Raw genomic sequence first — 19928 nt, 5'->3', positions numbered from 1 at the left:
TTCAGCGGGGACTACCACGAAGGCCTGACCCCGCCGGTCCCGAGCTACAAGCACCCCAAGAAGAACTGGCGGCTGCGCCGTACGGCCATGCCGCAGTGGTACAAGCAGCGCAACGGCGTGCGCCATCGCGCGCAGTCCGGCGCCGCCCGGGTGGCCCGCTTCCGCCCACCGCGTTCATCGGCTTGACCGATGACCCCCGACCACATCGCACGTTGCCCGACCGCGGGCCGGGATTCCCATGAATGACGAACTGGAAGGGACCGAACAGCCCTTCGTCTCGCACCTGATCGAACTGCGGGACCGCCTCATCCGTGCGGTCATCGCCATCGGCGTGTGCTTCGGGGCACTGGCCCTGTGGCCGGGCCCCACGGGCCTGTTCGACCTGCTCGCCATGCCCATGGTGTCGAGCCTGCCGTCCGGCGGCGCGATGATCGCCACCAGCGTCATCTCGCCGTTCATGGTGCCGCTGAAGGTGACGCTCATGGCGGCCTTCCTGCTGGCGCTGCCGGTCGTGCTGTACCAGGTATGGGCCTTCGTCGCCCCGGGCCTGTACCTGCACGAGAAGAAGCTCGTGCTGCCCCTCGTCATCTCCAGCACGCTGCTGTTCTTCCTCGGCGTGGCGTTCTGCTACTTCTTCGTCTTCGGGCAGGTGTTCACGTTCATCCAGAGCTTTGCCCCGAAGAGCATCACCGCCGCGCCGGACGTCGAGGCTTACCTCAGCTTCGTGATGAGCATGTTCATCGCCTTCGGTGCCGCCTTCGAGGTGCCCGTGGTGGTGGTGCTGCTGGCCCGCATGGGCCTGGTGTCGATCGAGAAGCTCAAGGAGTTCCGCGGCTACTTCATCGTCATCGCCTTCATCATCGCGGCCGTCATCACGCCGCCCGACGTCGTCTCCCAGCTGGCGCTCGCCATCCCGATGTGCCTGCTCTACGAGGCCGGCATCTGGGCCGCCGTCATCTTCATCCGCAAGACGCAGCCGCCGGCGGACGAGGACATGCCGGTCGCCTGAGACTGCCTGCCGGAACCTGCGGGGGTCAGCAACAGGCGGGGTCAGGCCCGCCAATTCGCATCCGTTGGCCTCGCACCCCTCACGAAGCGGCTGGACAGCAAGGCGGGGTCAGGTCCGCCATTTCGCACCGTCCGCGCCCCGCCCATTGAGCAGCTGCTGAAATCAATCGCGGCCCCACCTGGACTTCGCGAGGGGCTCGCTCACGCCAAGAGCTGCGAAATGGCGGACCTGACCCCACAGCTTGCGAGTCCACCGCCTGACCAGGTCGCCGGGTTTGAATAAACTGGGTTCATGCACGGTTCGATTGCCAGGAAGAGCGCATCGCCATCGTCGCCCGCTGCAGCGGACGTCTCCAGGCGATTCAGCGAAGAGGGCTGTGTGCGCCTGCGAGGCCTTCTTCCGGCCTCGCGCTTGGCGGGCGCCCGTGAAGAGATACTGGAGCGGGTCGAGCGTTGGCTGGGCGCGTCGGGATATGGGCGGCTCCGCAAACTTCCCGTCTTCCAGCAGATCACGCGCCTTGGCGCCGCGGTGAAACCTCGAGCACTGCAGGACCTTCTGCTGACGCCCGCGTTGCTTTCGCTGGTTGCGGAACTCGGTGATTCAGCACTGTCGACTCAGGCAGATATTCAATTCCTGCTGTCGCCACCCCTGCAGGGTGACTGGACGCTTCAGGGCTTGAACTGGCACGTCGACGTGGCCACGGCGTCGCCAGACCGACTGCCTGGCATCCAGGTGTTCTTCCTTCTCGACGATGTCGCGCCTCGCGGCGGAGCCACGCTCGCGCTGGCGCGTTCACATCGCCGCGAGGTCCGGACAGCCGCCCGCGGCACGGCACTCCGGAGCGCGCTTAGAGCGGGGGCGGACGCCGACCATCTGCGTCAACTGGGCGTGGAGGTGGTCGAGATGTGCGGCCGGGCGGGCGACGTCTTCGTGATGGACATGCGCGTCATGCACACACCATCGATCAACGCGTCGAAGAACCTGCGCATGATGGCGACGACCCGGTTCCTTCGCCAAGGCTGAAGGGATTGGCGGGGGGGCGCTCGTGATAGTACGCATCGCCCGCCCTCAGCTCACTCCGGCTGCACCTGCCGCGGCGGGGCCTTCGGCCGTTGTGCCACGGTCACCTTCAGCTCCAGCGCCTTGTCGCCGCGCTGGACGCGGATGGTGGTCACCTCGCGGGGCTTCAAGGCGGCCACGGCGGTCAGGAGCTGCGAGGTGTTGGTGACATCGGCGTCGCCGACCTTCACCACCACGTCTCCCGGGCGCAGGCCGCCGGCGCTGGCCGGGCCGTTCTGCAGCACGCCGGTGATCAGCACGCCTTCCTCGATGGGCAGGTTGAAGGTCTCGGCGATCTCGGGCGTCAGGTCGCGCGGTTCGACGCCGATCCAGCCTCGGGTCACCTGGCCGTCCCGGATCAGGCCTTCCATCACCTGGCGGGCGGTGGTGACGGGGATGGCGAAGCCGATGCCCATGCTGCCGCCGCTGCGGGAGTAGATGGCGGTGTTGATGCCCAGCAGGTTGCCCTGGGCATCGACCAGGGCGCCACCCGAGTTGCCGGGGTTGATGGCGGCGTCGGTCTGGATGAAGTTCTCGAAGGTGTTGATGCCGAGCTGGTTGCGCCCGAGGGCGCTCACGATGCCGGAGGTGACGGTCTGGCCCACGCCGAAGGGGTTGCCGATGGCGAGCACGACATCGCCCACTTCGAGCGTGTCGGCGCTGCCGAAGGTGATGACGGGCAGCTTGTCCAGGTCGATCTTGAGGACGGCGACGTCTGTCTCGGGGTCGGTGCCCACCACCTCGGCGCGGGCGCGTCGCTGGTCGGCGAGTTGCACCTCGATGTCGTCGGCGCCCTCGATGACGTGGTTGTTGGTGAGCAGGTAGCCCTCCGGCGAGACGATCACCCCGGAGCCGAGCCCGACCTGGGGCTGCGTCTCGTTGGGTCCCTGGTCACCGAAGAAGAACTTGAACCAGGGGTCGTTGCTGTGCGGGTTGCGCGCTGGCGCCTTGCTGGCCGTGATGCTGACCACCGCCGGGGTGGCGCGCTTGGCTGCGGCGCTGTAGCTCTGGGCGCGCAGTACGCCGCTGGCAGAGTCGGCGGGCGCCTCGATGATGGACACGATGTTGGGCAGCATGCCCTGCTGGCCGCTGCGGCGCAGCCAATCCGGCTTCAACGTGGCCACCACGAACAACACCGCCACCGACACGGTGACCGCTTGGGAGAAAATGAGCCACGTTTTGCGCATCACCGAGATCCTGTTCCATGACCCCACGCACCGACATCGAGTCGTACTTGAACACCCTGCTCGAGGTGGGGAAGTTCCGAGATTATGGGCCGAACGGCCTGCAGGTCGAGGGTGCGCCGCAGGTGCAGCGCCTGGTCTCCGGCGTGACGGCCAGCCGCGCGCTGATCGAGGCGGCGGTGGCGCACGGAGCCGACACCCTGCTCGTGCACCACGGCCTCTTCTGGAAGGGCCATGACGGCCGCATCACCGGCTGGCTCAAGCAGCGCATCGAACTGCTGCTGCGCCACGGCATCAACCTCCTGGCCTATCACCTTCCGCTGGACGCCCACGCCCTGTACGGCAACAACGCCCGGTTCGGCGAGCGGCTGGGATGGCAGGCCGACGGCCGCTTCGGCGAACAGGAGCTGGGCTTCATCGGCACGGCCAGCGAGCCGCTCACCGCAGGCGCCCTGGCCGCCCGGGTGGCCGAGCGACTGGGCCGCGAGCCGGTGCTGGCCGAGGGCGAGGCAGGTCGCCCCTTGCGCCGCGTCGCCTGGTGCACCGGCGGTGCGCAGGGCTACTTCGAGTCGGCGATCGCCGCGGGCGCCGACGTGTTCCTGACGGGCGAGATCTCCGAGCCGCAGGCGCACCTCGCGCGCGAGACGGGCGTCAGCTTCATCGCCTGCGGCCACCACGCGAGCGAGCGCTATGGGGCGCCTGCGCTGGGAGCGCACCTGGCCGAGCGTTTCGGCCTCGAGCACACCTTCATCGAGATCGGCAACCCGGCATGACCGCTCAGGGCTCCCTGCTCATCACCCAGGGCGACGTCGCGGGCATCGGCCCGGAGGTCGTCGCACGGGCCTTCCTCTCCGGCGCGCCGAATGGCCCGGCCGTGGTGGTGGGGGACGTCGGCGTGATGCGGCGAGCGGTCGCCTGCATCGGCGGCGGCCTGGCGGTACTGCCCGTGACATCACCGCAGTTGCCGGCGGACTGGCCCGCGGATACGGTGCCGGTGTGGCAGGTGCCGGGCCTGCCGCCTGACCTGGCGTCGGTGCCCTTTGGTCGCATCGACGCGCGCGCAGGCGCCGCCGCGGCCGCCTGCATCGAGGCCGCGGTGCGTGTCGTTCGGGCCGGGCAGGCGAGCGCCATCGTCACGGCGCCCATCCACAAGGAAGCGCTGGCGGCGGCCGGTGTGCCCTACCCGGGCCATACCGAGATGCTGCAGGCGCTGTCGGTCGACGCCGGCGCGCCACTGCCACCAGTGCGCATGATGCTGGCCAACGACGAGCTGCGCACGGTCCTCGTCACGATCCACATGTCGCTGCGGCGCGCCATTGATGCGCTCGACTTCGACGGCGTGCTGCAGACCATCCGCATCGCCCATGGCGCGATGCAATCGGCCGGCATCGCCAGACCCCGGATCGCCGTGGCCGGCCTCAACCCGCATGCGGGTGAGGGCGGCCACTTCGGGGACGAGGAACTGCGCTTCATCGGCCCGGCGGTGGCCGCTGCGCGCGCGGACGGCATCGACGCCCAAGGGCCCTTCGCGCCCGACACGGTCTTCATGCGCGCCCGCCACGTGGCCTCGCACCCCGGCGAGTTCGACGTGGTCGTGTCCATGGTCCACGACCACGGACTCATCGCGGTGAAGTACCTGGGCGTGGAGCAAGGCGTGAACGTCACGCTCGGCCTGCCCTTCGCTCGCACCAGCCCCGACCACGGCACGGCCTTCGACCTGGCAGGCACCGGCCGGGCGGACCCGTCCAGCCTGCTGGCGGCGATGCGCATGGCGCGCGAGATGGTGGCCCAAGGTCGAGAGCGCGCGCCGGGCTGAAGTCCGGCCGGCGCCGTGCTCGACCGTGCCGCGAAAGACCGGGTCGACCGGCGTTCGGCCGGGCGGCGCCCGGCTCAGCGCTTGCCGAGTGGCGCGCGGTCGCTCGGCTTCTCGGACTTGCCCTTGGTGAGCGCGGCGAGCTGCTTGCGTGCCCGGGCCGTGGCCCGCTCCATCAGGTAGGCGCTCTCGAAGGCCCGGAAGCGGCCCGTCTCGCACATGCGGGTCAGCATGCGCGAGGTGAGCGACACCGTCTCGGTGTGGCGCTTGCCGCGGGTGAACACGAAGAAGGCCCGCCCCGGGCTCACGTAGCTCAGGCGCACCTTCTGCCATTCACCGTTGAGGTTCATCTGGTAGGCGAAGCCCAGGCGCACGTGGTCGATCAGGCCCGGGCCCTGGGTGGGGGCCTCGGCCGGGTCGGGCGGGGCGTCGAGGTTGATGTCGATGCCGAGCGCCGACAGGTCGATGTCCAGGTCGGCCGGCGCCGTGTCGGGCCCGCTCGGGGCCGGCTCCGTGTCGGGGCCGGCGGACAGGTCGATGTCGATCTCGCCCGACCAGTTGACCGCGCTCTCCTCGACGAGGCCGATGCGCTGCGCTTCCTCGGGGGTGAAGTGCGGTTCGATGGGTGCCGAACCCGAGCTGGTCATGGGCACGTCGCGCAGCAGCGCGTCGGGCTCGGGCACCGGCGTGTTGAAGACGCCTTCCAGCTGCTTGGCGAGGAGGTTGTATTCGAGCTCGGTGAGCGGCTGGCCCTTCAGGGACTCGGCGTGCGCCGGCAGCAGCTTGCCGAAGAACTCCTTCTGTGCCGCTTCCGGCCAGCCGATGAGCCGAAGGCCCTCGTTCAGGTCCTTCATCAGCGGCGGCAGCTGCATGAGGAACTTCTTGCGCAGCGCCGGCGAGCCCTTGGGCTGCACGCTCATGACGAGGTCGCGCCCGGCGCGCTTCAGGCGCTGCACGAGCTCGGACTGCGGACCTTCCTTGCGCGTGCCGTGCGCCAGCGCTTGGCTCCACACCTGCGCCAGGAAGTCGCGCAGGTAGTCCTGCAGGGGCAGGGGCACCAGCGCGGTCCGGAGCTGCAGCATGTAGCGCTGCTGCACGCGAAGGTCGGTCTCCTTGTCGTTGACGACCGACACCGCTTCGGATGACTGGTTGGCGTCGTCCTTGGCCTGCTGGGCGATGAAGTGCTCGAGCGCGTTGACCTTGGCGGTGTAGACCTCCATCTGGTCGAAGTCGCCCTGGACGATCTCCTGGACGAGGTCGCGCACGCGGGCCAGGAACTGCTTGCCGGGGCCGCTGTCCAGGTCCTCGAAGGCAAGCGCCAGGGAGGCGATGCGGTTGACGAAGCGCCGCACCGGGTGCTTGCGCGACGAGAAGAAGGTCTGGTCGGCCAGCGCGACGCGCAGCACGGGCAGCTGCAGGCGTGCGATCTGGCGGGCCATCTGCGGCGGCACCCGCGGGTCGGACAGGATCTGGTCGAAAAGGCTGCCGACCACGTCGATGACCATGTGGTCGAGCGTGCCGGTCGAGGCCTCGCGCAGCTCGTCGCGGTGCGCGCGGATCATGTTCACGGCCATCAGCGCAGGCTGGCCGCCGCCGCCTCCGCCTCCGCCTCCGCCCGCACCCGTGCTGCCGGCGCGGCTTGCCCCGAAGCCGCTCGCGCCCGCATCCATCGGCATGCTGCCCGTCGCGCCGTCCGTCAGGTCGGCGGGGCGGCTGGCGAGGAAGGTCAGCCGCCGGATGAGGGTCATCAGTTCGGCGTCGGCCTGCGGCGAGACACCGGGCCGGGGGGTGAAGCGTCCGCTGGCCGGGCCGGGGCCGCGGCCCGAGGTGCTGGCGTTCCAGTTGCCCGGCCCGCTGCGCACGCCGCTCACCGAGGGATGGCCGCCGGGGCCGGTCTGGTGGGGCAGGGCGCCGCTGTCGAAGCCCGATGCGGAGGTGGGGCCGAACGCGCCGGCGCGGGTGGAGGTGCCGGTGTCGCGGAGGGTGTCGTAGCCGGAGATGACGCGGTCGCGCGTCATGTCGTTGCCGGGGCCTTCGACTCCTCGAACCGACAGGCTCACCGGCACGATGCCGCGGGCCCGGAAGTCCTTGACGATGTCGGCGTAGCAGGTGGGCATCACCTTGGACAAGGCGTTGCCGAGTTCGCGGGCGATGAGCTTGCGCGTCTCGAGGTCGTTGGTGACGCTCGTGATGCCGCGGTAGACGGCGGCCCCGACGATTTCGGGGCGCAGCGGATTGCGGTCGTGGTCGGCCCGGCCGAGGCCCAGCATCGCGCCGGTGTAGGCCGCCAGGTCGCGCAGCTCCCATTCGCAGCCGTGGGTGATGGCCTGGGCGATGCGGTCGCCCAGCATCTGCTCCTCGACCTGGCTGTCGTCGACGAGGCTGAGCGATTGCCAGTCGGTCTCGGCCAGGCGGCGGCTGTCGCGGTCCGGGTTCACTTCGCGGGCGAGCCGCTTGCTGAGCGTGTCACCCAGCACGAGCACGTAGGTGCTCATGTTGCGCCGCAGGTCGATTTGGGCGGTGATCAGCGCGTCGCGCTCGATGATGCGCGTGGACGCCGACGCCAGGATGCCCAGGTGCGTCGCCACGCGATCCGCCACGGCCGCGGTGGTCGTTCGGATGTGGTTGATCGCCGCATCGAAGGCGGCTTGGGATCGTGGATCGGTCAGGTTCATTTCGAACAGAGACGCGGGAACAGGCGCGCAGGCGGCCAAGCCGACGCGCAGGTCCTGCAAGTATGAGCCCAAACCAGGGCCACCCGCTGCGCGGGCGCAACACCCGTGATTCGCCGGGTGCCAAGCAGTTCACGCCCCGCAGCCCCCGGGGCAGGCGACCCCGGGATGGGGGGTTACCGCTTCAGGGAATCCCGGATCTCGCGCAGCAGGGCCACTTCCTCGGGCGGCGCGGCCGGCGGGGGCGCCGGCTCGTTGCGCTTGAGGCGGTTGATCTGCTTGACCATCAGAAAGATGATGAAGGCCAGGATGATGAAGTTCACCAGCACCGTCAGGAAGTTGCCGTAGGCGAAGAGCGGCACACCGGCCTTGGTGAGCGCTTCATACGTCATCGGCCCGCTGTAGCCCGCGGGCGGGTCGGACAGCATGATGAAGTAGCTCGAGAAATCGAGCCCGCCGACCACCTTGCCCACGAGCGGCATGATCAGGTCCTTGACGATCGAGTCGACGATGCGCCCGAACGCCGCGCCGATGATCACGCCCACGGCCAGGTCGACGACGTTGCCCTTGATGGCGAACTGCTTGAACTCCGAGACGAAACTCATACCTCTCCCTCCTGTTGGTTGGCAGCCGCCGGTGGCGACCCGCCGCGTATTGTGACCCCCGCTGATGATCTTTGCGAAGCCGGCCATGACGAGGCCGAGGCGCACCCGGCACGGGCGACCTGAATCACCTTGTTGACGGTTCGCAACCCCGCTCAAGCGAACTCTTCGTCGCACCCCTTGACACCTCCATTAGAATTCCGGGTTACCCAAGATCAGAAGTCTTCGTTCGAGGAATCCCATGAGTGACCAGCAAGTCGACAGCGGTAAACGCACGTGGCTCATTGCCTCCAGTTGTGCCGGTGTGGCGGGAGTCGGTGCCGTCGCCGTCCCGTTCGTGAGCACCTTCCAGCCGTCCGAGCGCGCACGCGCCGCCGGCGCCGCTGTCGAGGTTGACATCGGTGGCCTCAAGGAAGGCGAGAAGCTGACCGTCGAATGGCGAGGCAAGCCCGTCTGGGTCGTGCGCCGCACGAAGGCCCAGCTCGACGCCCTCGCCAAGATCGAGGGCCAGCTGGCCGACCCGAACTCCGAGCGCAAGCCCGCCGAGCTCACCCCCGAGTACGCGCGCAACCAGTACCGCTCGATCAAGCCCGAGTTCCTCGTGGCCGTGGGCATCTGCACCCACCTCGGCTGCTCGCCCTCGGACAAGTTCACCCCCGGCCCGCAGCCCTCGCTGCCGAACGACTGGGAAGGCGGCTTCTTCTGCCCCTGCCACGGTTCGACGTTCGACATGGCTGGCCGCGTCTACAAGAACAAGCCCGCACCGGACAATCTCGAAGTGCCGCCCCACATGTACCTGTCTGACAGCCGCCTGATCATCGGCGAAGACAAAAAGGCCTGACCGCAGTCAGACACGGCATTCCAGGAGATTTTCCCCATGGCTGAATTCAAACAAGTCGCCGCCAACGCCCCGATGGGCGAGAAGCTGATGAACTGGGTCGACAACCGGTTCCCGGCCAGCAAGCTCTACAAAGAGCACATGAGCGAGTACTACGCTCCGAAGAACTTCAACTTCTGGTACATCTTCGGCTCGCTCGCCCTGCTGGTGCTGGTCATCCAGATCGTCACCGGCATCTTCCTCGTGATGCACTACAAGCCGGACGCCAACCTGGCGTTCGCCTCGGTCGAGTACATCATGCGCGATGTGCCCTGGGGCTGGCTGATCCGCTACATGCACTCGACGGGCGCCTCGGCGTTCTTCATCGTCGTGTACCTGCACATGTTCCGCGGCATGATCTACGGCAGCTACCGCAAGCCGCGCGAGCTCGTCTGGATCTTCGGCTGCGCGATCTTCCTGTGCCTGATGGCCGAAGCCTTCATGGGCTACCTGCTGCCGTGGGGCCAGATGTCGTACTGGGGCGCCCAGGTGATCGTGAACCTGTTCGCCTCGGTGCCGTTCGTCGGCCCGGACCTGGCGCTGCTGATCCGCGGTGACTACGTCGTCTCCGACGCCACCCTGAACCGCTTCTTCAGCTTCCACGTCATCGCCGTGCCGCTGGTGCTGCTGGGCCTCGTCGTCGCGCACATCATCGCGCTGCACGAAGTGGGCTCGAACAACCCGGACGGCGTCGAGATCAAGGCCAAGAAGGACGCCCTGGGTCGCCCGCTCGACGGCATCCCGTTCCACCCGTACTACACGGTGCACGACATCTTCGGTGTTGGCGTGTTCCTGATGGCCTTCTCGGCGATCCTGTTCTTCGCACCGGAGTTCGGCGGCTACTTCCTCGAGTACAACAACTTCATTCCGGCTGACCCGCTCAAGACCCCGCTGCACATCGCGCCGGTCTGGTACTTCACGCCGTACTACTCGATGCTGCGTGCCACCACGACCGAGCTCGTCTACGTGCTCGTCGCCCTGGTCGCTCTGGGTGCCGTCGTGGCGCTGGTGAAGGGCCGCTTCTCGGCGATGGGCAAGATGATCATCGCCGTGGGTGCACTGGTTGCGTGTGCGCTGCTGCTGGTCTTCGAGCCGAAGTTCTGGGGTGTGGTCGTGATGGGCGGCGCCGTCGTCATCATGTTCTTCCTGCCCTGGCTCGACTACGCCGAAGCCAAGTCCATCCGCTATCGCCCGACCTGGCACAAGTGGATGTACGCCGTTTTCGTCTTCGTCTTCTTCGTGCTGGGCTACCTCGGCGTGCAGCCGCCGTCGCCGGTCGGCGAGCGCGTCTCCCAGATCGGTACGCTGTTCTACTTCGGCTTCTTCCTGCTGATGCCGTGGTGGAGCCGCATCGGCCAGTCGCGGCCCGTGCCCGACCGCGTGACCTTCCACGCCCACTGAGTCGACGCCCAACGGAATCCACACCATGAAGAAACTGATCCTGATTTTCCTGGCGTCGCTCTGCATGTCGACGCAGGCGTCCGCGGCTGGCGGCGGCGTGGCCTGGGACAAGTTCCCGATGGCCAAGATGACCGACGTCGCGGCGCTCCAGAACGGCGCCAAGCTCTTCGTCAACTACTGCCTGAACTGCCACTCGGCCGCGTTCATGCGCTATAACCGCCTGCGCGACCTGAACCTCACCGAGGAACAGATCAAGCAGAACCTGATGTTCACGACCGAGAAGGTCGGCGAGACGATGAAGATCGCCATGGACCCGAAGCAGGCCAAGGACTGGTTCGGTGGCACGCCGCCCGACCTGACCGTGATCGCCCGTTCGCGCGCGGACATCGGCAAGGGTTCGGGTGCGGACTACCTCTACACCTACCTGCGCACCTACTACCGTGACGACACCAAGGTCACCGGCTGGGACAACCTCGCCTTCCCCAACGTCGGCATGCCGCACGTGCTGTGGGAGCTGCAGGGCCAGCGCGCGGCCAAGTACGTCGAGGAGAAGGACCCGCACGGCGGCACCGAGACGCATCACCGCTTCGTCGGCTTCGAGCAGATCACGCCGGGGACGATGACCACCCAGCAGTACGACGACACCGTGGCCGACCTCGTGGCCTACATGCAGTGGATGGGCGAGCCGGCCCAGCACCACCGCGTGCGCCTGGGCGTCTGGGTGCTGATCTTCCTGGCGATCTTCACTGTCATTGCCTGGCGCCTGAACGCCGCCTACTGGAAAGACGTCAAGTAAACCGACCGGCCCGACGGGTCGCCGCTTGGCGGCCCGTTGCCCGGCATGTTCCCGTGCGACGACGGAGTAGAGGCCGCCCTGGCGGCCCGTCTGCTCCGTTTGCGCTTTTCACGACTTCATTGCCAGCCCAAAAGGAGCCGTCACCATGATGGTGCTTTACTCCGGAACGACCTGCCCCTATTCGCACCGTTGCCGCTTCGTTCTGTTCGAAAAGGGCATGGACTTCGAGATCCGCGACGTCGACCTGTTCGCCAAGCCCGAAGACATCGCGCTGATGAACCCGTACAACGAGGTGCCCATCCTCGTCGAACGCGACCTCATCCTGTACGAGTCGCACATCATCAACGAGTACATCGACGAGCGCTTCCCGCACCCGCAGCTGATGCCAGGGGATCCGGTCGCCCGCGCCCGCGTGCGCCTGTTCCTGCTGAACTTCGAGAAGGAGCTGTTCGCGCACGTGAACGTGCTCGAGTCGCGCGGCGCCAAGCCGACCGACAAGCAGCTCGAGAAGGCCCGCGCCCAGATCCGCGATCGCCTGACGCAGCTCGCGCCCATCTTCCTCAAGAACAAGTTCATGCTGGGCGACGACTTCTCGATGCTCGACGTGGCCATCGCCCCGCTGCTGTGGCGCCTGGACTACTACGGCATCGACATGTCGAAGAACGCCGTGCCGCTGCTCAAGTACGCCGAACGCATCTTCTCGCGTCCGGCCTACATCGAGGCACTGACGCCGTCCGAGAAGGTCATGCGCAAGTGAGCGCGTTGCAGCACGAGATCCTGGTCCCATGATTCCTTCCGCACCCGGCAACAGTGGCAGCTCGACCCGCCCGTACCTGATCCGTGCCCTGCACGACTGGTGCACCGACAACGGCTTCACGCCGTACATCGCGGTGTTCGTCGACGCCAGCGTGCGGGTGCCGATGGAGTACGTGAAGAACAACGAGATCGTGCTCAACGTGGGCTTCGAGGCCACCACCGGCATGAAGCTCGGCAACGAGTATGTCGAGTTCAAGGCCCGCTTCGGCGGCACCTCGCGCGACATCGTCGTGCCGGTCGACCACGTGATCGCCATCTACGCCCGTGAGAACGGGCAAGGCATGGCGTTCCCGGCGCCGACCGAGGCACATGTGCCGTCGGCGGTCGAGCCGCCGGGTGGCGAGGCCGGCCCATCCGGCGAGCGGGCGGCGCCTGCGGGCGGGCTCCGCCTGGCCAGCACGGACCGGCCGGCTCAGCCGCAGACGCAGCCGCAGCCCGCCGATGTCGAGCGGGACGCAGGCGACGACGAGACGCCGCCCGAACCGCCCGCACCGGGCACCGGGCGTCCCTCGCTCAAACGCATCAAATAGTGACCGGCTTCGGCCGCTAGAATCACAGATTCAGCCCTTGTAGCTCAGCTGGTAGAGCAGCGGTTTTGTAAACCGAAGGTCGCGGGTTCGATTCCTGCCGGGGGCACCATCTCCAGACGTCGCGCGCAAGGCGTGACGTGCATCACGCAAAAGCGCGCCCGAGCCCGGGTGATGCGCTTCAAAATCATCTGAAGTCGTTCGGTGCCGTGCCGCTTGCAGCCCGCTGCTGCCTGGCCTGTGCGGCGGCTTGGCCGCGGCCGGTAGCCGGCGAGCATGCTCAGACCGGCGCATTCGCCCGAGGCAAACGGTTACCGAACCCTCAAACGTATTGAAGTAACCTGCAGTCCCCGTGCCCGGAGGGCCTCTTCCAGGCGCGGCATGAGTTGACGCAGCTTCGACGCCACGGCGGCATTGGCGACCAGCAGGGTCCAGCCCTCTTCATCGAGCGGGCCGGCCTTCAGGTGGGGACCGAGCGCTGACGGCACGACCGATCGGACGACCGCCAGGCGGGCCTCCGATTCCTTCAGCAGGTGCTGGAGGCGGGCGAGCGGCGAGCTGCGGCTCATCGCCTCTTCGATGCGAAGGGCGTTGGGGGTCATGGGGCGCCGAGGGTTCACCGCAAGGAGTTTAACGAGATGCAGATCCTGATCACCCACGGGACACTGGCCAAAACCCGGGTCCTGAGCTTCAACCGCCTGCAGCTGGCAGCCGGCCTGCTCGCGCTGGTGATCCTGCTGATGGGCCTGTCCGGCACCATCTACCACGCGGTCTTCCTGAAAGCCGCACGGGAGGGATGGCCCGTCGTCAGCCAGGTGGTGCGCCTGGTCGTGCGCGACGAATTCGCCCAGCGCGACCGCTTCATGCGCGAAAACCTCGACGCCATGGCGCGCAAGGTGGGCGAGATGCAGGCCAAGCTCGTGCGCCTGGAGGCCATGGGTGAGCGGGTGTCCGGCCTGGCCGGATTCAAACCCGATGAACTGCGCCAGATGGTCGCACCTTCCGCGCCGGCCAAGCCGGGTGGGCAAGGGGGCCCGTTCATTCCCGCCTCGTCCCCGTCCCTCGACCAATTGAACGCGCTGGTCGCCTCTCTCGATCTGACGGCCGACCAGAGCAACGATCTCTTCACGCTCGTGGAGTCGCGGCTCTTCGAGCGCCGCCTGGCCTCGCTGATGATTCCGAACTCGCGCCCGGTGGATGCGCCGGTGGGCTCCCGCTTCGGCTTCCGCAGCGACCCCTTCACCGGCCGCGCCGCCCTGCACACCGGGCTCGACTTCGCAGCCGACACCGGCACCCCGATCATGGCGGCGGCTGGCGGCGTGGTGCGCTCGGCCGACCTGCACCCCGCGTACGGCAACCTGCTCGAGATCGACCACGGCAACGGGCTCGTCACCCGCTATGCGCATGCCTCGCGCATCCTGGTGAAGCCGGGCGACCTGGTCAAGCGCGGCCAGCGAGTCGCCGAAGTGGGGAGCACGGGCCGATCCACCGGGCCGCACCTGCACTTTGAGGTCATGGTGGAGGGGGTGCTGCAGGACCCGGCGAAGTTCCTCGCCGGCAAGGGCCTCGAGCCGTTCGATCTGCCGCATGGCGCCCACGCGGCGCAGGCCAAGGCCCCCGCGGCCGGCCACTGAAACCCGTCGCCGGCCCGTCCTGGGCACGGCGAACCCCGGTGCTAAAATCCGCGGCTTTGCCGCCGAGCCGACGTGATGGGCGCGCTCCCTCGAGGGAACGTACCGATGCTCGACGGCTCCATCGAGCCTGTGGGTCGGGTGATGCCCGGCCCTTTCGCATGTTCGCCCGCTGCCTTCCAGCCCCTACTTCCCCCAAGCTGCATGTTGCCCAAGCTTCTCACCCAGATTTTCGGTAGCCGCAACGACCGGCTGCTCAAACAGTACCGTCAGGTGGTGCAGCGGATCAACGCCCTGGAGCCGCAGTTCGAGGCCCTGGACGACGCGGCCCTTCAGGCCAAGACGGTCGAGTTCAAGCAGCGCGTGGCCAATGGCGAAAGCCTCGACCAGCTGCTGCCCGAGGCGTTTGCCGTGGTCCGTGAAGGTGGCAAGCGCGTGCTGAAGATGCGGCACTTCGACGTGCAGCTGATCGGCGGCATGGCGCTCACCAACGGCAAGATCGCCGAGATGCGCACCGGCGAAGGCAAGACGCTGATGGCCACCTTGCCGGTGTACCTGAACGCCCTGACCGGCAAGGGCGTGCACGTCGTGACCGTCAACGACTACCTGGCCCGGCGCGATGCCGAGTGGATGGGCAAGCTGTACAGCTTCCTGGGCCTGACCGTCGGCGTGAACCTGCCCAACATGCCGCGCGAGCAGAAGCAGACCGCCTACGCCGCAGACGTCACCTACGGCACGAACAACGAGTTCGGCTTCGACTACCTGCGCGACAACATGGTCTACGAGACGGCCGACCGCGTGCAGCGCGGCCTCGAGTACGCCATCGTCGACGAGGTCGACTCCATCCTGATCGACGAGGCCCGCACGCCGCTGATCATCAGCGGCCAGGCCGAAGACCACACCGAGCTCTACGTGCGCATCAACGCCGTGGTGCCCAAGCTCAAGAAACAGATCGGCGAGCTCGACCTGCGCACCGGCGAAGGCGTCATCGAGCCGGGCGACTTCACGGTCGACGAGAAGTCGCACCAGGTCTACCTCACCGAAGACGGCCACGAGAATGCCGAGCGCATCCTCTCCGAGGCCGGCCTGCTGGCCGAAGGTGCCAGCTTGTACGACGCCGCGAACATCTCGCTGATGCACCATGTGTACGCCGCACTGCGCGCGCACAACCTCTACAACCGCGACCAGCACTACGTGGTGCAGGATGGCGAGGTGGTGATCGTCGACGAGTTCACCGGCCGCCTCATGACCGGCCGCCGCTGGTCCGACGGCCTGCACCAGGCCGTCGAGGCCAAGGAAGGCGTCAAGATCCAGAGCGAGAACCAGACCCTCGCCTCGATCACCTTCCAGAACTACTTCCGCATGTACGGCAAGCTCGGCGGCATGACCGGCACGGCCGATACCGAGGCCTACGAGTTCCAGGAAATCTACGGCCTCGAAACCGTCATCGTCCCGCCGAACAAGCCCACCGCCCGCCGCGACGAGCTCGACCTCGTCTACAAGACCGACCGCGAGAAGTACAACGCCGTCATCGAGGACATCCGCGACTGCCACAAGCGCGGCCAGCCGGTGCTCGTGGGAACCACGTCCATCGAGAACTCCGAACTGATCTCCGGGCTGCTCAAGCAGGCGGGCCTGCCGCATCAGGTGCTGAACGCCAAGCAGCACGCCAAGGAGGCCGAGATCGTCGCCCAGGCCGGCCGCCCGGGTGTCATCACCATCGCCACCAACATGGCCGGCCGCGGCACCGACATCGTGCTGGGCGGCAACGTCGAGCGCCAGGTGCAGCTGATCGAGGCCGACCCTTCGCTGTCGCCGGAAGAGAAGGCCGCCCGCGCCAAGCAGCTGCATGACGAGTGGCAAGGCCTGCACGAGCAGGTGAAGGCCGCCGGCGGCCTGCGCATCATCGCCACCGAGCGCCATGAGTCGCGCCGCATCGACAACCAGCTGCGCGGCCGTTCCGGCCGTCAGGGCGACCCGGGCTCCTCGCGCTTCTACCTCTCGCTCGAAGACTCGCTGATGCGCATCTTCGCGGGCGACCGCGTGCGCGCCATCATGGACCGCCTGAAGATGCCCGAGGGCGAGGCGATCGAGGCCGGCATCGTTTCGCGCAGCATCGAGAGCGCCCAGCGCAAGGTCGAGGCGCGCAACTTCGACGTGCGCAAGCAGCTGCTCGAGTACGACGACGTCTCCAACGACCAGCGCAAGGTCATCTACCAGCAGCGCAACGAGATCTTGGAGGCGGCCACGCTCGACGAGCAGGTCACGAACCTGCGCAAGAGCACGCTCACCGACGTCGTGCGCACCTACGTGCCGGCCGAAAGCCTCGAAGAGCAGTGGGACCTGGACGCCCTGGAGCGCGTGCTGCGCGATGAGTGGCAGCTCGAGGTGCCGCTCAAGGCCACCGTGGAAAAGAGCAATGCCATCACCGACGACGAGATCGTCGACATGGTGGTCAAGGCCGGCGACACCACCTTCGACGAGAAGCTGCAGCGCGTCGGCGCCGACCAGTTCCTGCCGTTCGAACGCATGATCTTCCTGCAGTCGATCGACCAGCACTGGCGCGAGCACCTGGCCGCCCTCGACTACCTGCGCCAGGGCATCCACCTGCGCGGCTACGCCCAGAAGAACCCGAAGCAGGAATACAAGCGCGAGGCCTTCGAGCTCTTCAGCCAGCTGCTCGACGTGGTGAAGATGGACGTCACCCGCATCCTGATGACGGTGCGCATCCAGAGCCAGGAGCAGGCGGCCGAAGCGGCCGAGGCCATCGAGGACCGTGCCGAGGCCATCAGCAACGTCACCTACACCCACCCGGCCGAGGACGGCAGCGTGGTCCAGGAGGCCGATGCGAGCACCTTCCCTGGCGGCGGCCTGCCCAAGGTCGGCCGCAACGACCCCTGCCCCTGCGGCAGCGGCAAGAAGTACAAGCAGTGCCATGGCAAGCTGACTTGATCGCCCCGCGACGCTGACCCGAGCTCCACCGCAGTGGAGTTCCGACACGGAGCCTTCGGGCTCCGTTTTTTCTGGCACGGTACTTTGCGATCGGCGCGCTTGGCGTTACGCTGGCTGCGCGCCGAGTGGCAAGGTGCCTACCGCATGACCAGCATGCGCGCCGGCTCCTTTTCCACTCCTTTCCACCGACCGCCCCCGAGTCCCGACATGCCCGTCAACCTGCAAGCCCCCAACCCCAGCGACCTGTTCCCCGTGCCCGGCATGAAGCTCGGCATCGCCATGGCCGGGGTGCGCAAGGCGAACCGACGTGACCTCACCGTCATCACCCTCGCCGAGGGCTCGCAAGTCGCGGGCGTGTTCACCCGCAACCGCTTCTGTGCCGCGCCCGTGCAGCTGTGCCAGAAGCACCTCGCCGCAGGCGTCGGCACCCGCGCCATGGTCGTCAACACCGGCAATGCGAACGCCGGCACGGGCGAGGACGGCCTGGTGCGCGCCTTCTCCACCTGCGTGGCCCTCGCGCGGCATCTCGAGCTGGCCCCGGAGCAGGTGCTGCCGTTCTCGACCGGCGTCATCATGGAGCCGCTCCCGAATGACCGCATCGCCGCCGGCATGCCTGCCGCCATCGCGGACTTGAAGGAAGATAACTGGGCCGTCGCCGCCGAGGCCATCATGACCACCGACACGCTGCCCAAGGCGGCGTCGCGGCAGATCACGCTCGGTGGCCGCACGGTGACGATCACCGGAATCAGCAAGGGCGCCGGCATGATCCGCCCCAACATGGCCACCATGCTCGGCTTCCTCGCCACCGACGCGGCGCTCGCGCCCGGCCTGGTCCAACAGCTCGTGACGACCGCGGCCGACCTGTCCTTCAACCGCATCACCATCGACGGCGACACCTCCACCAACGACTCCTTCGTCGTGGTGGCCACGGGTCAGGCCGGCAACGCGCCCATCACTTCGCTGGACAGCGGCGATGGCGCACTGCTGCGTGACGCCGTCGTCGCCGTGGCTCAACAGCTGGCGCAGGCCATCGTGCGTGACGGCGAAGGCGCGACCAAGTTCATCACCGTGCAGGTCGACGGCGGCCGCACCGAAGACGAGTGCCGCCAGGTGGCCTATGCCATCGCCCACTCGCCGCTCGTGAAGACCGCCTTCTTCGCCAGCGATCCGAACCTGGGCCGCATCCTCGCCGCGGTCGGCTACGCCGGCATCGCCGACCTGGACCAGACCCGCATCGACCTCTTCCTCGACGACGTGTCGGTTGCCATCGACGGCGGCCGCAACCCGGCCTACCGCGAAGAAGATGGCGCGCGAGTGATGAAGCAGGCCGAGATCACCGTGCGGGTCAACCTGAAGCGCGGGCCCGCAACGTCGACCGTCTGGACCTGCGACCTCAGCTACGAGTACGTGAAGATCAACGCGGACTACCGCAGCTGAAGCCGGAGCATCCATGGGTGACGCCGCCGACCTCGTCTTCCTGAAGCCGCACACCAAGACGCTCTCGCCCGGCTTCACCGTGCGGCGCACGTTGCCGGCCGTGCAGCGGCAGGCCGTGGGCCCGTTCCTCTTCTTCGACCATTTCGGTCCGGTCGAGGCAGGGCCTGCGGACGACCATGACGTGCGTCCCCATCCCCACATCGGCCTGGCCACCGTCACCTACCTCTTCGAGGGCGCCATGATGCACCGGGACAGCACCGGCGTGGTCCAGCGCATCGAACCGGGTGCGATCAACTGGATGACCGCCGGCCGCGGCATCGTGCATTCTGAGCGCACGCCGGACGACCTGCGGGCCGTGACGCGCCGAAGCCATGGGCTGCAGCTGTGGGCCGCCCTGCCGGCCGAGCATGAGGAAGACCCGCCGGCGTTCAGCCACACTGGGGCCGACGCCATTCCGGGCGTGACGCAGGATGGCGCCACGCTGCGCATCCTGGTGGGTGCCGCATTCGGCGAACGCTCGCCGGTTCCCACCTTGTCGCCGGCCTTGTATGTCGACATGGCACTATCGCCGAGCGCGACGCTGACGGTGCCGGACGCCGCGCCCGAGCGGGCGCTGTATGGCATCGATCAAGCGTTCCTGCTCGACGGCACGCGCATCGAACCGCAGCAGATGGTGGTGCTCCCGCCAGGCGCAACGCCAACGCTGACCGCACCGGACGGCGCGCGCCTCGTCCTGATCGGCGGCGAGCCGCTCGGCCACCGGCACATGTGGTGGAACTTCGTGTCCACGCGCAAGGACCGCATCGCCCAGGCCGCCGACGAGTGGGCGGCGCAGCGGATGGGGCAGGTGCACGGGGAAACGGAGTTCATCGAGGCGCCGGTGTTTCGGCCGCGTTAAAAGGGCCGGGCGGGCGGCGCATTGGCCGGCATGGGCACGGACCGAGCGCTGGCGACTGCGCCGTGATTGGTCATCGGTCCTCTGTCCTCGGTCCTCTGTCCACGGTTCTCGGCAACGCGGCGCCCGCTAAGCTCTGCGGCCAGTCCCCACAATGATCCGTTCGCTCGGGACCGAGACCTTCGCGTCGGTGCCCGGAAGCATGCGCAACCGTGGTCAGGCCTCCTGCCTGAGGATCACCTCCCCTCGTGGTTTGA

The 19928-nt window shown here is 67.8% G+C and carries 17 protein-coding genes, 1 tRNA gene and 1 pseudogene; 15 read left to right on the top strand and 4 right to left on the bottom strand.

The genetic code is table 11. The features are described from left to right. Positions 1-21 precede the first annotated feature (21 nt). The 3 genes and pseudogenes from tatB to ACSQ2F_RS14425 form a co-directional block, all read left to right on the top strand. Positions 22-186 (top strand): annotated as a pseudogene (tatB, locus tag ACSQ2F_RS14435) (Sec-independent protein translocase protein TatB); the annotation flags it as partial. A gap of 52 nt (positions 187-238) precedes the next feature. After that, on the top strand, positions 239-1009 hold the full coding sequence (tatC, locus tag ACSQ2F_RS14430; RefSeq protein ID WP_436023955.1) for a twin-arginine translocase subunit TatC: 771 nt from the start codon (positions 239-241) through the stop codon (positions 1007-1009). Positions 1010-1300: 291 nt separating this feature from the next. Further along, on the top strand, positions 1301-2032 hold the full coding sequence (locus ACSQ2F_RS14425; RefSeq protein ID WP_436023953.1) for a phytanoyl-CoA dioxygenase family protein: 732 nt from the start codon (positions 1301-1303) through the stop codon (positions 2030-2032). Between the two features lie 50 nt (positions 2033-2082). On the opposite strand, the gene ACSQ2F_RS14420 is transcribed toward ACSQ2F_RS14425, so the two are convergent. Further along, on the bottom strand, positions 2083-3255 hold the full coding sequence (locus ACSQ2F_RS14420) for a S1C family serine protease (RefSeq protein ID WP_436023951.1): 1173 nt from the start codon (positions 3253-3255) through the stop codon (positions 2083-2085). A gap of 17 nt (positions 3256-3272) precedes the next feature. Here ACSQ2F_RS14420 and ACSQ2F_RS14415 point away from each other — a divergent pair, with 17 nt between their 5' ends. Next, complete coding sequence (locus tag ACSQ2F_RS14415; protein WP_436023949.1) at positions 3273-4025, top strand: Nif3-like dinuclear metal center hexameric protein; 753 nt, start codon at positions 3273-3275, stop codon at positions 4023-4025. Then, entirely contained in the window at positions 4022-5068 is a 1047-nt protein-coding gene (gene pdxA, locus ACSQ2F_RS14410; protein WP_436023947.1) for a 4-hydroxythreonine-4-phosphate dehydrogenase PdxA, read from the top strand. The genes ACSQ2F_RS14415 and pdxA overlap by 4 nt, the downstream gene beginning before the upstream one ends. 74 nt (positions 5069-5142) lie before the next feature. Here the strand turns inward: pdxA and ACSQ2F_RS14405 are convergent, their stop codons facing one another. Beyond that, positions 5143-7740, bottom strand: a complete 2598-nt coding sequence (locus ACSQ2F_RS14405) for a DUF1631 family protein (RefSeq protein ID WP_436023945.1) — start codon at positions 7738-7740, stop codon at positions 5143-5145. Between the two features lie 173 nt (positions 7741-7913). Then, positions 7914-8342, bottom strand: coding sequence for a large conductance mechanosensitive channel protein MscL (gene mscL, locus ACSQ2F_RS14400; protein WP_436023943.1), 429 nt, complete (start codon positions 8340-8342; stop codon positions 7914-7916). A gap of 238 nt (positions 8343-8580) precedes the next feature. Here mscL and petA point away from each other — a divergent pair, with 238 nt between their 5' ends. The 6 genes from petA to ACSQ2F_RS14370 all read left to right on the top strand — a co-directional run bounded on the left by petA (position 8581) and on the right by ACSQ2F_RS14370 (position 12868). Next, complete coding sequence (gene petA / locus ACSQ2F_RS14395; protein WP_436023941.1) at positions 8581-9180, top strand: ubiquinol-cytochrome c reductase iron-sulfur subunit; 600 nt, start codon at positions 8581-8583, stop codon at positions 9178-9180. A 36-nt stretch (positions 9181-9216) separates the two neighbouring features. Further along, on the top strand, positions 9217-10617 hold the full coding sequence (locus ACSQ2F_RS14390; protein WP_436023939.1) for a cytochrome b: 1401 nt from the start codon (positions 9217-9219) through the stop codon (positions 10615-10617). A 25-nt stretch (positions 10618-10642) separates the two neighbouring features. Beyond that, on the top strand, positions 10643-11413 hold the full coding sequence (locus ACSQ2F_RS14385) for a cytochrome c1 (RefSeq protein WP_436023937.1): 771 nt from the start codon (positions 10643-10645) through the stop codon (positions 11411-11413). A 145-nt stretch (positions 11414-11558) separates the two neighbouring features. Further along, the gene (locus ACSQ2F_RS14380) at positions 11559-12170 is read left to right on the top strand and encodes a glutathione S-transferase N-terminal domain-containing protein (RefSeq protein WP_436023935.1); all 612 of its coding nucleotides are present in this window, start codon (positions 11559-11561) and stop codon (positions 12168-12170) included. Between the two features lie 28 nt (positions 12171-12198). Continuing rightward, entirely contained in the window at positions 12199-12759 is a 561-nt protein-coding gene (locus ACSQ2F_RS14375; RefSeq protein WP_436023933.1) for a ClpXP protease specificity-enhancing factor, read from the top strand. Positions 12760-12792: 33 nt separating this feature from the next. Further along, positions 12793-12868 (top strand) — tRNA-Thr (locus ACSQ2F_RS14370). Positions 12869-13067: 199 nt separating this feature from the next. On the opposite strand, the gene ACSQ2F_RS14365 is transcribed toward ACSQ2F_RS14370, so the two are convergent. Then, positions 13068-13358 (bottom strand): DciA family protein, encoded by a 291-nt coding sequence (locus ACSQ2F_RS14365; protein ID WP_436023931.1) that lies wholly within the window; start codon positions 13356-13358, stop codon positions 13068-13070. Between the two features lie 36 nt (positions 13359-13394). On the opposite strand from ACSQ2F_RS14365, the gene ACSQ2F_RS14360 reads away from it, so the two are divergent. From ACSQ2F_RS14360 to ACSQ2F_RS14345, 4 genes are all read left to right on the top strand, one after another. After that, positions 13395-14390: a M23 family metallopeptidase gene (locus ACSQ2F_RS14360; protein ID WP_436023929.1), complete on the top strand. Its 996-nt coding sequence runs from the start codon at positions 13395-13397 to the stop codon at positions 14388-14390. 201 nt (positions 14391-14591) lie between these two features. Then, positions 14592-17339: a preprotein translocase subunit SecA gene (gene secA / locus ACSQ2F_RS14355; RefSeq protein ID WP_436023927.1), complete on the top strand. Its 2748-nt coding sequence runs from the start codon at positions 14592-14594 to the stop codon at positions 17337-17339. Between the two features lie 207 nt (positions 17340-17546). Continuing rightward, complete coding sequence (argJ, locus tag ACSQ2F_RS14350) at positions 17547-18776, top strand: bifunctional glutamate N-acetyltransferase/amino-acid acetyltransferase ArgJ (protein WP_436023925.1); 1230 nt, start codon at positions 17547-17549, stop codon at positions 18774-18776. 13 nt (positions 18777-18789) lie between these two features. Continuing rightward, positions 18790-19674, top strand: coding sequence for a pirin family protein (locus tag ACSQ2F_RS14345; protein WP_436023923.1), 885 nt, complete (start codon positions 18790-18792; stop codon positions 19672-19674). Positions 19675-19928: the final 254 nt, after the last annotated feature.

The organism is Rhizobacter sp. LjRoot28, assembly GCF_964253025.1.
Classification (GTDB): Bacteria; Pseudomonadota; Gammaproteobacteria; order Burkholderiales; family Burkholderiaceae_C; genus Rhizobacter.
The sequence above is the reverse complement of the archived record's forward strand: the minus strand, read 5'-3'. Positions and strand labels throughout refer to the sequence as shown.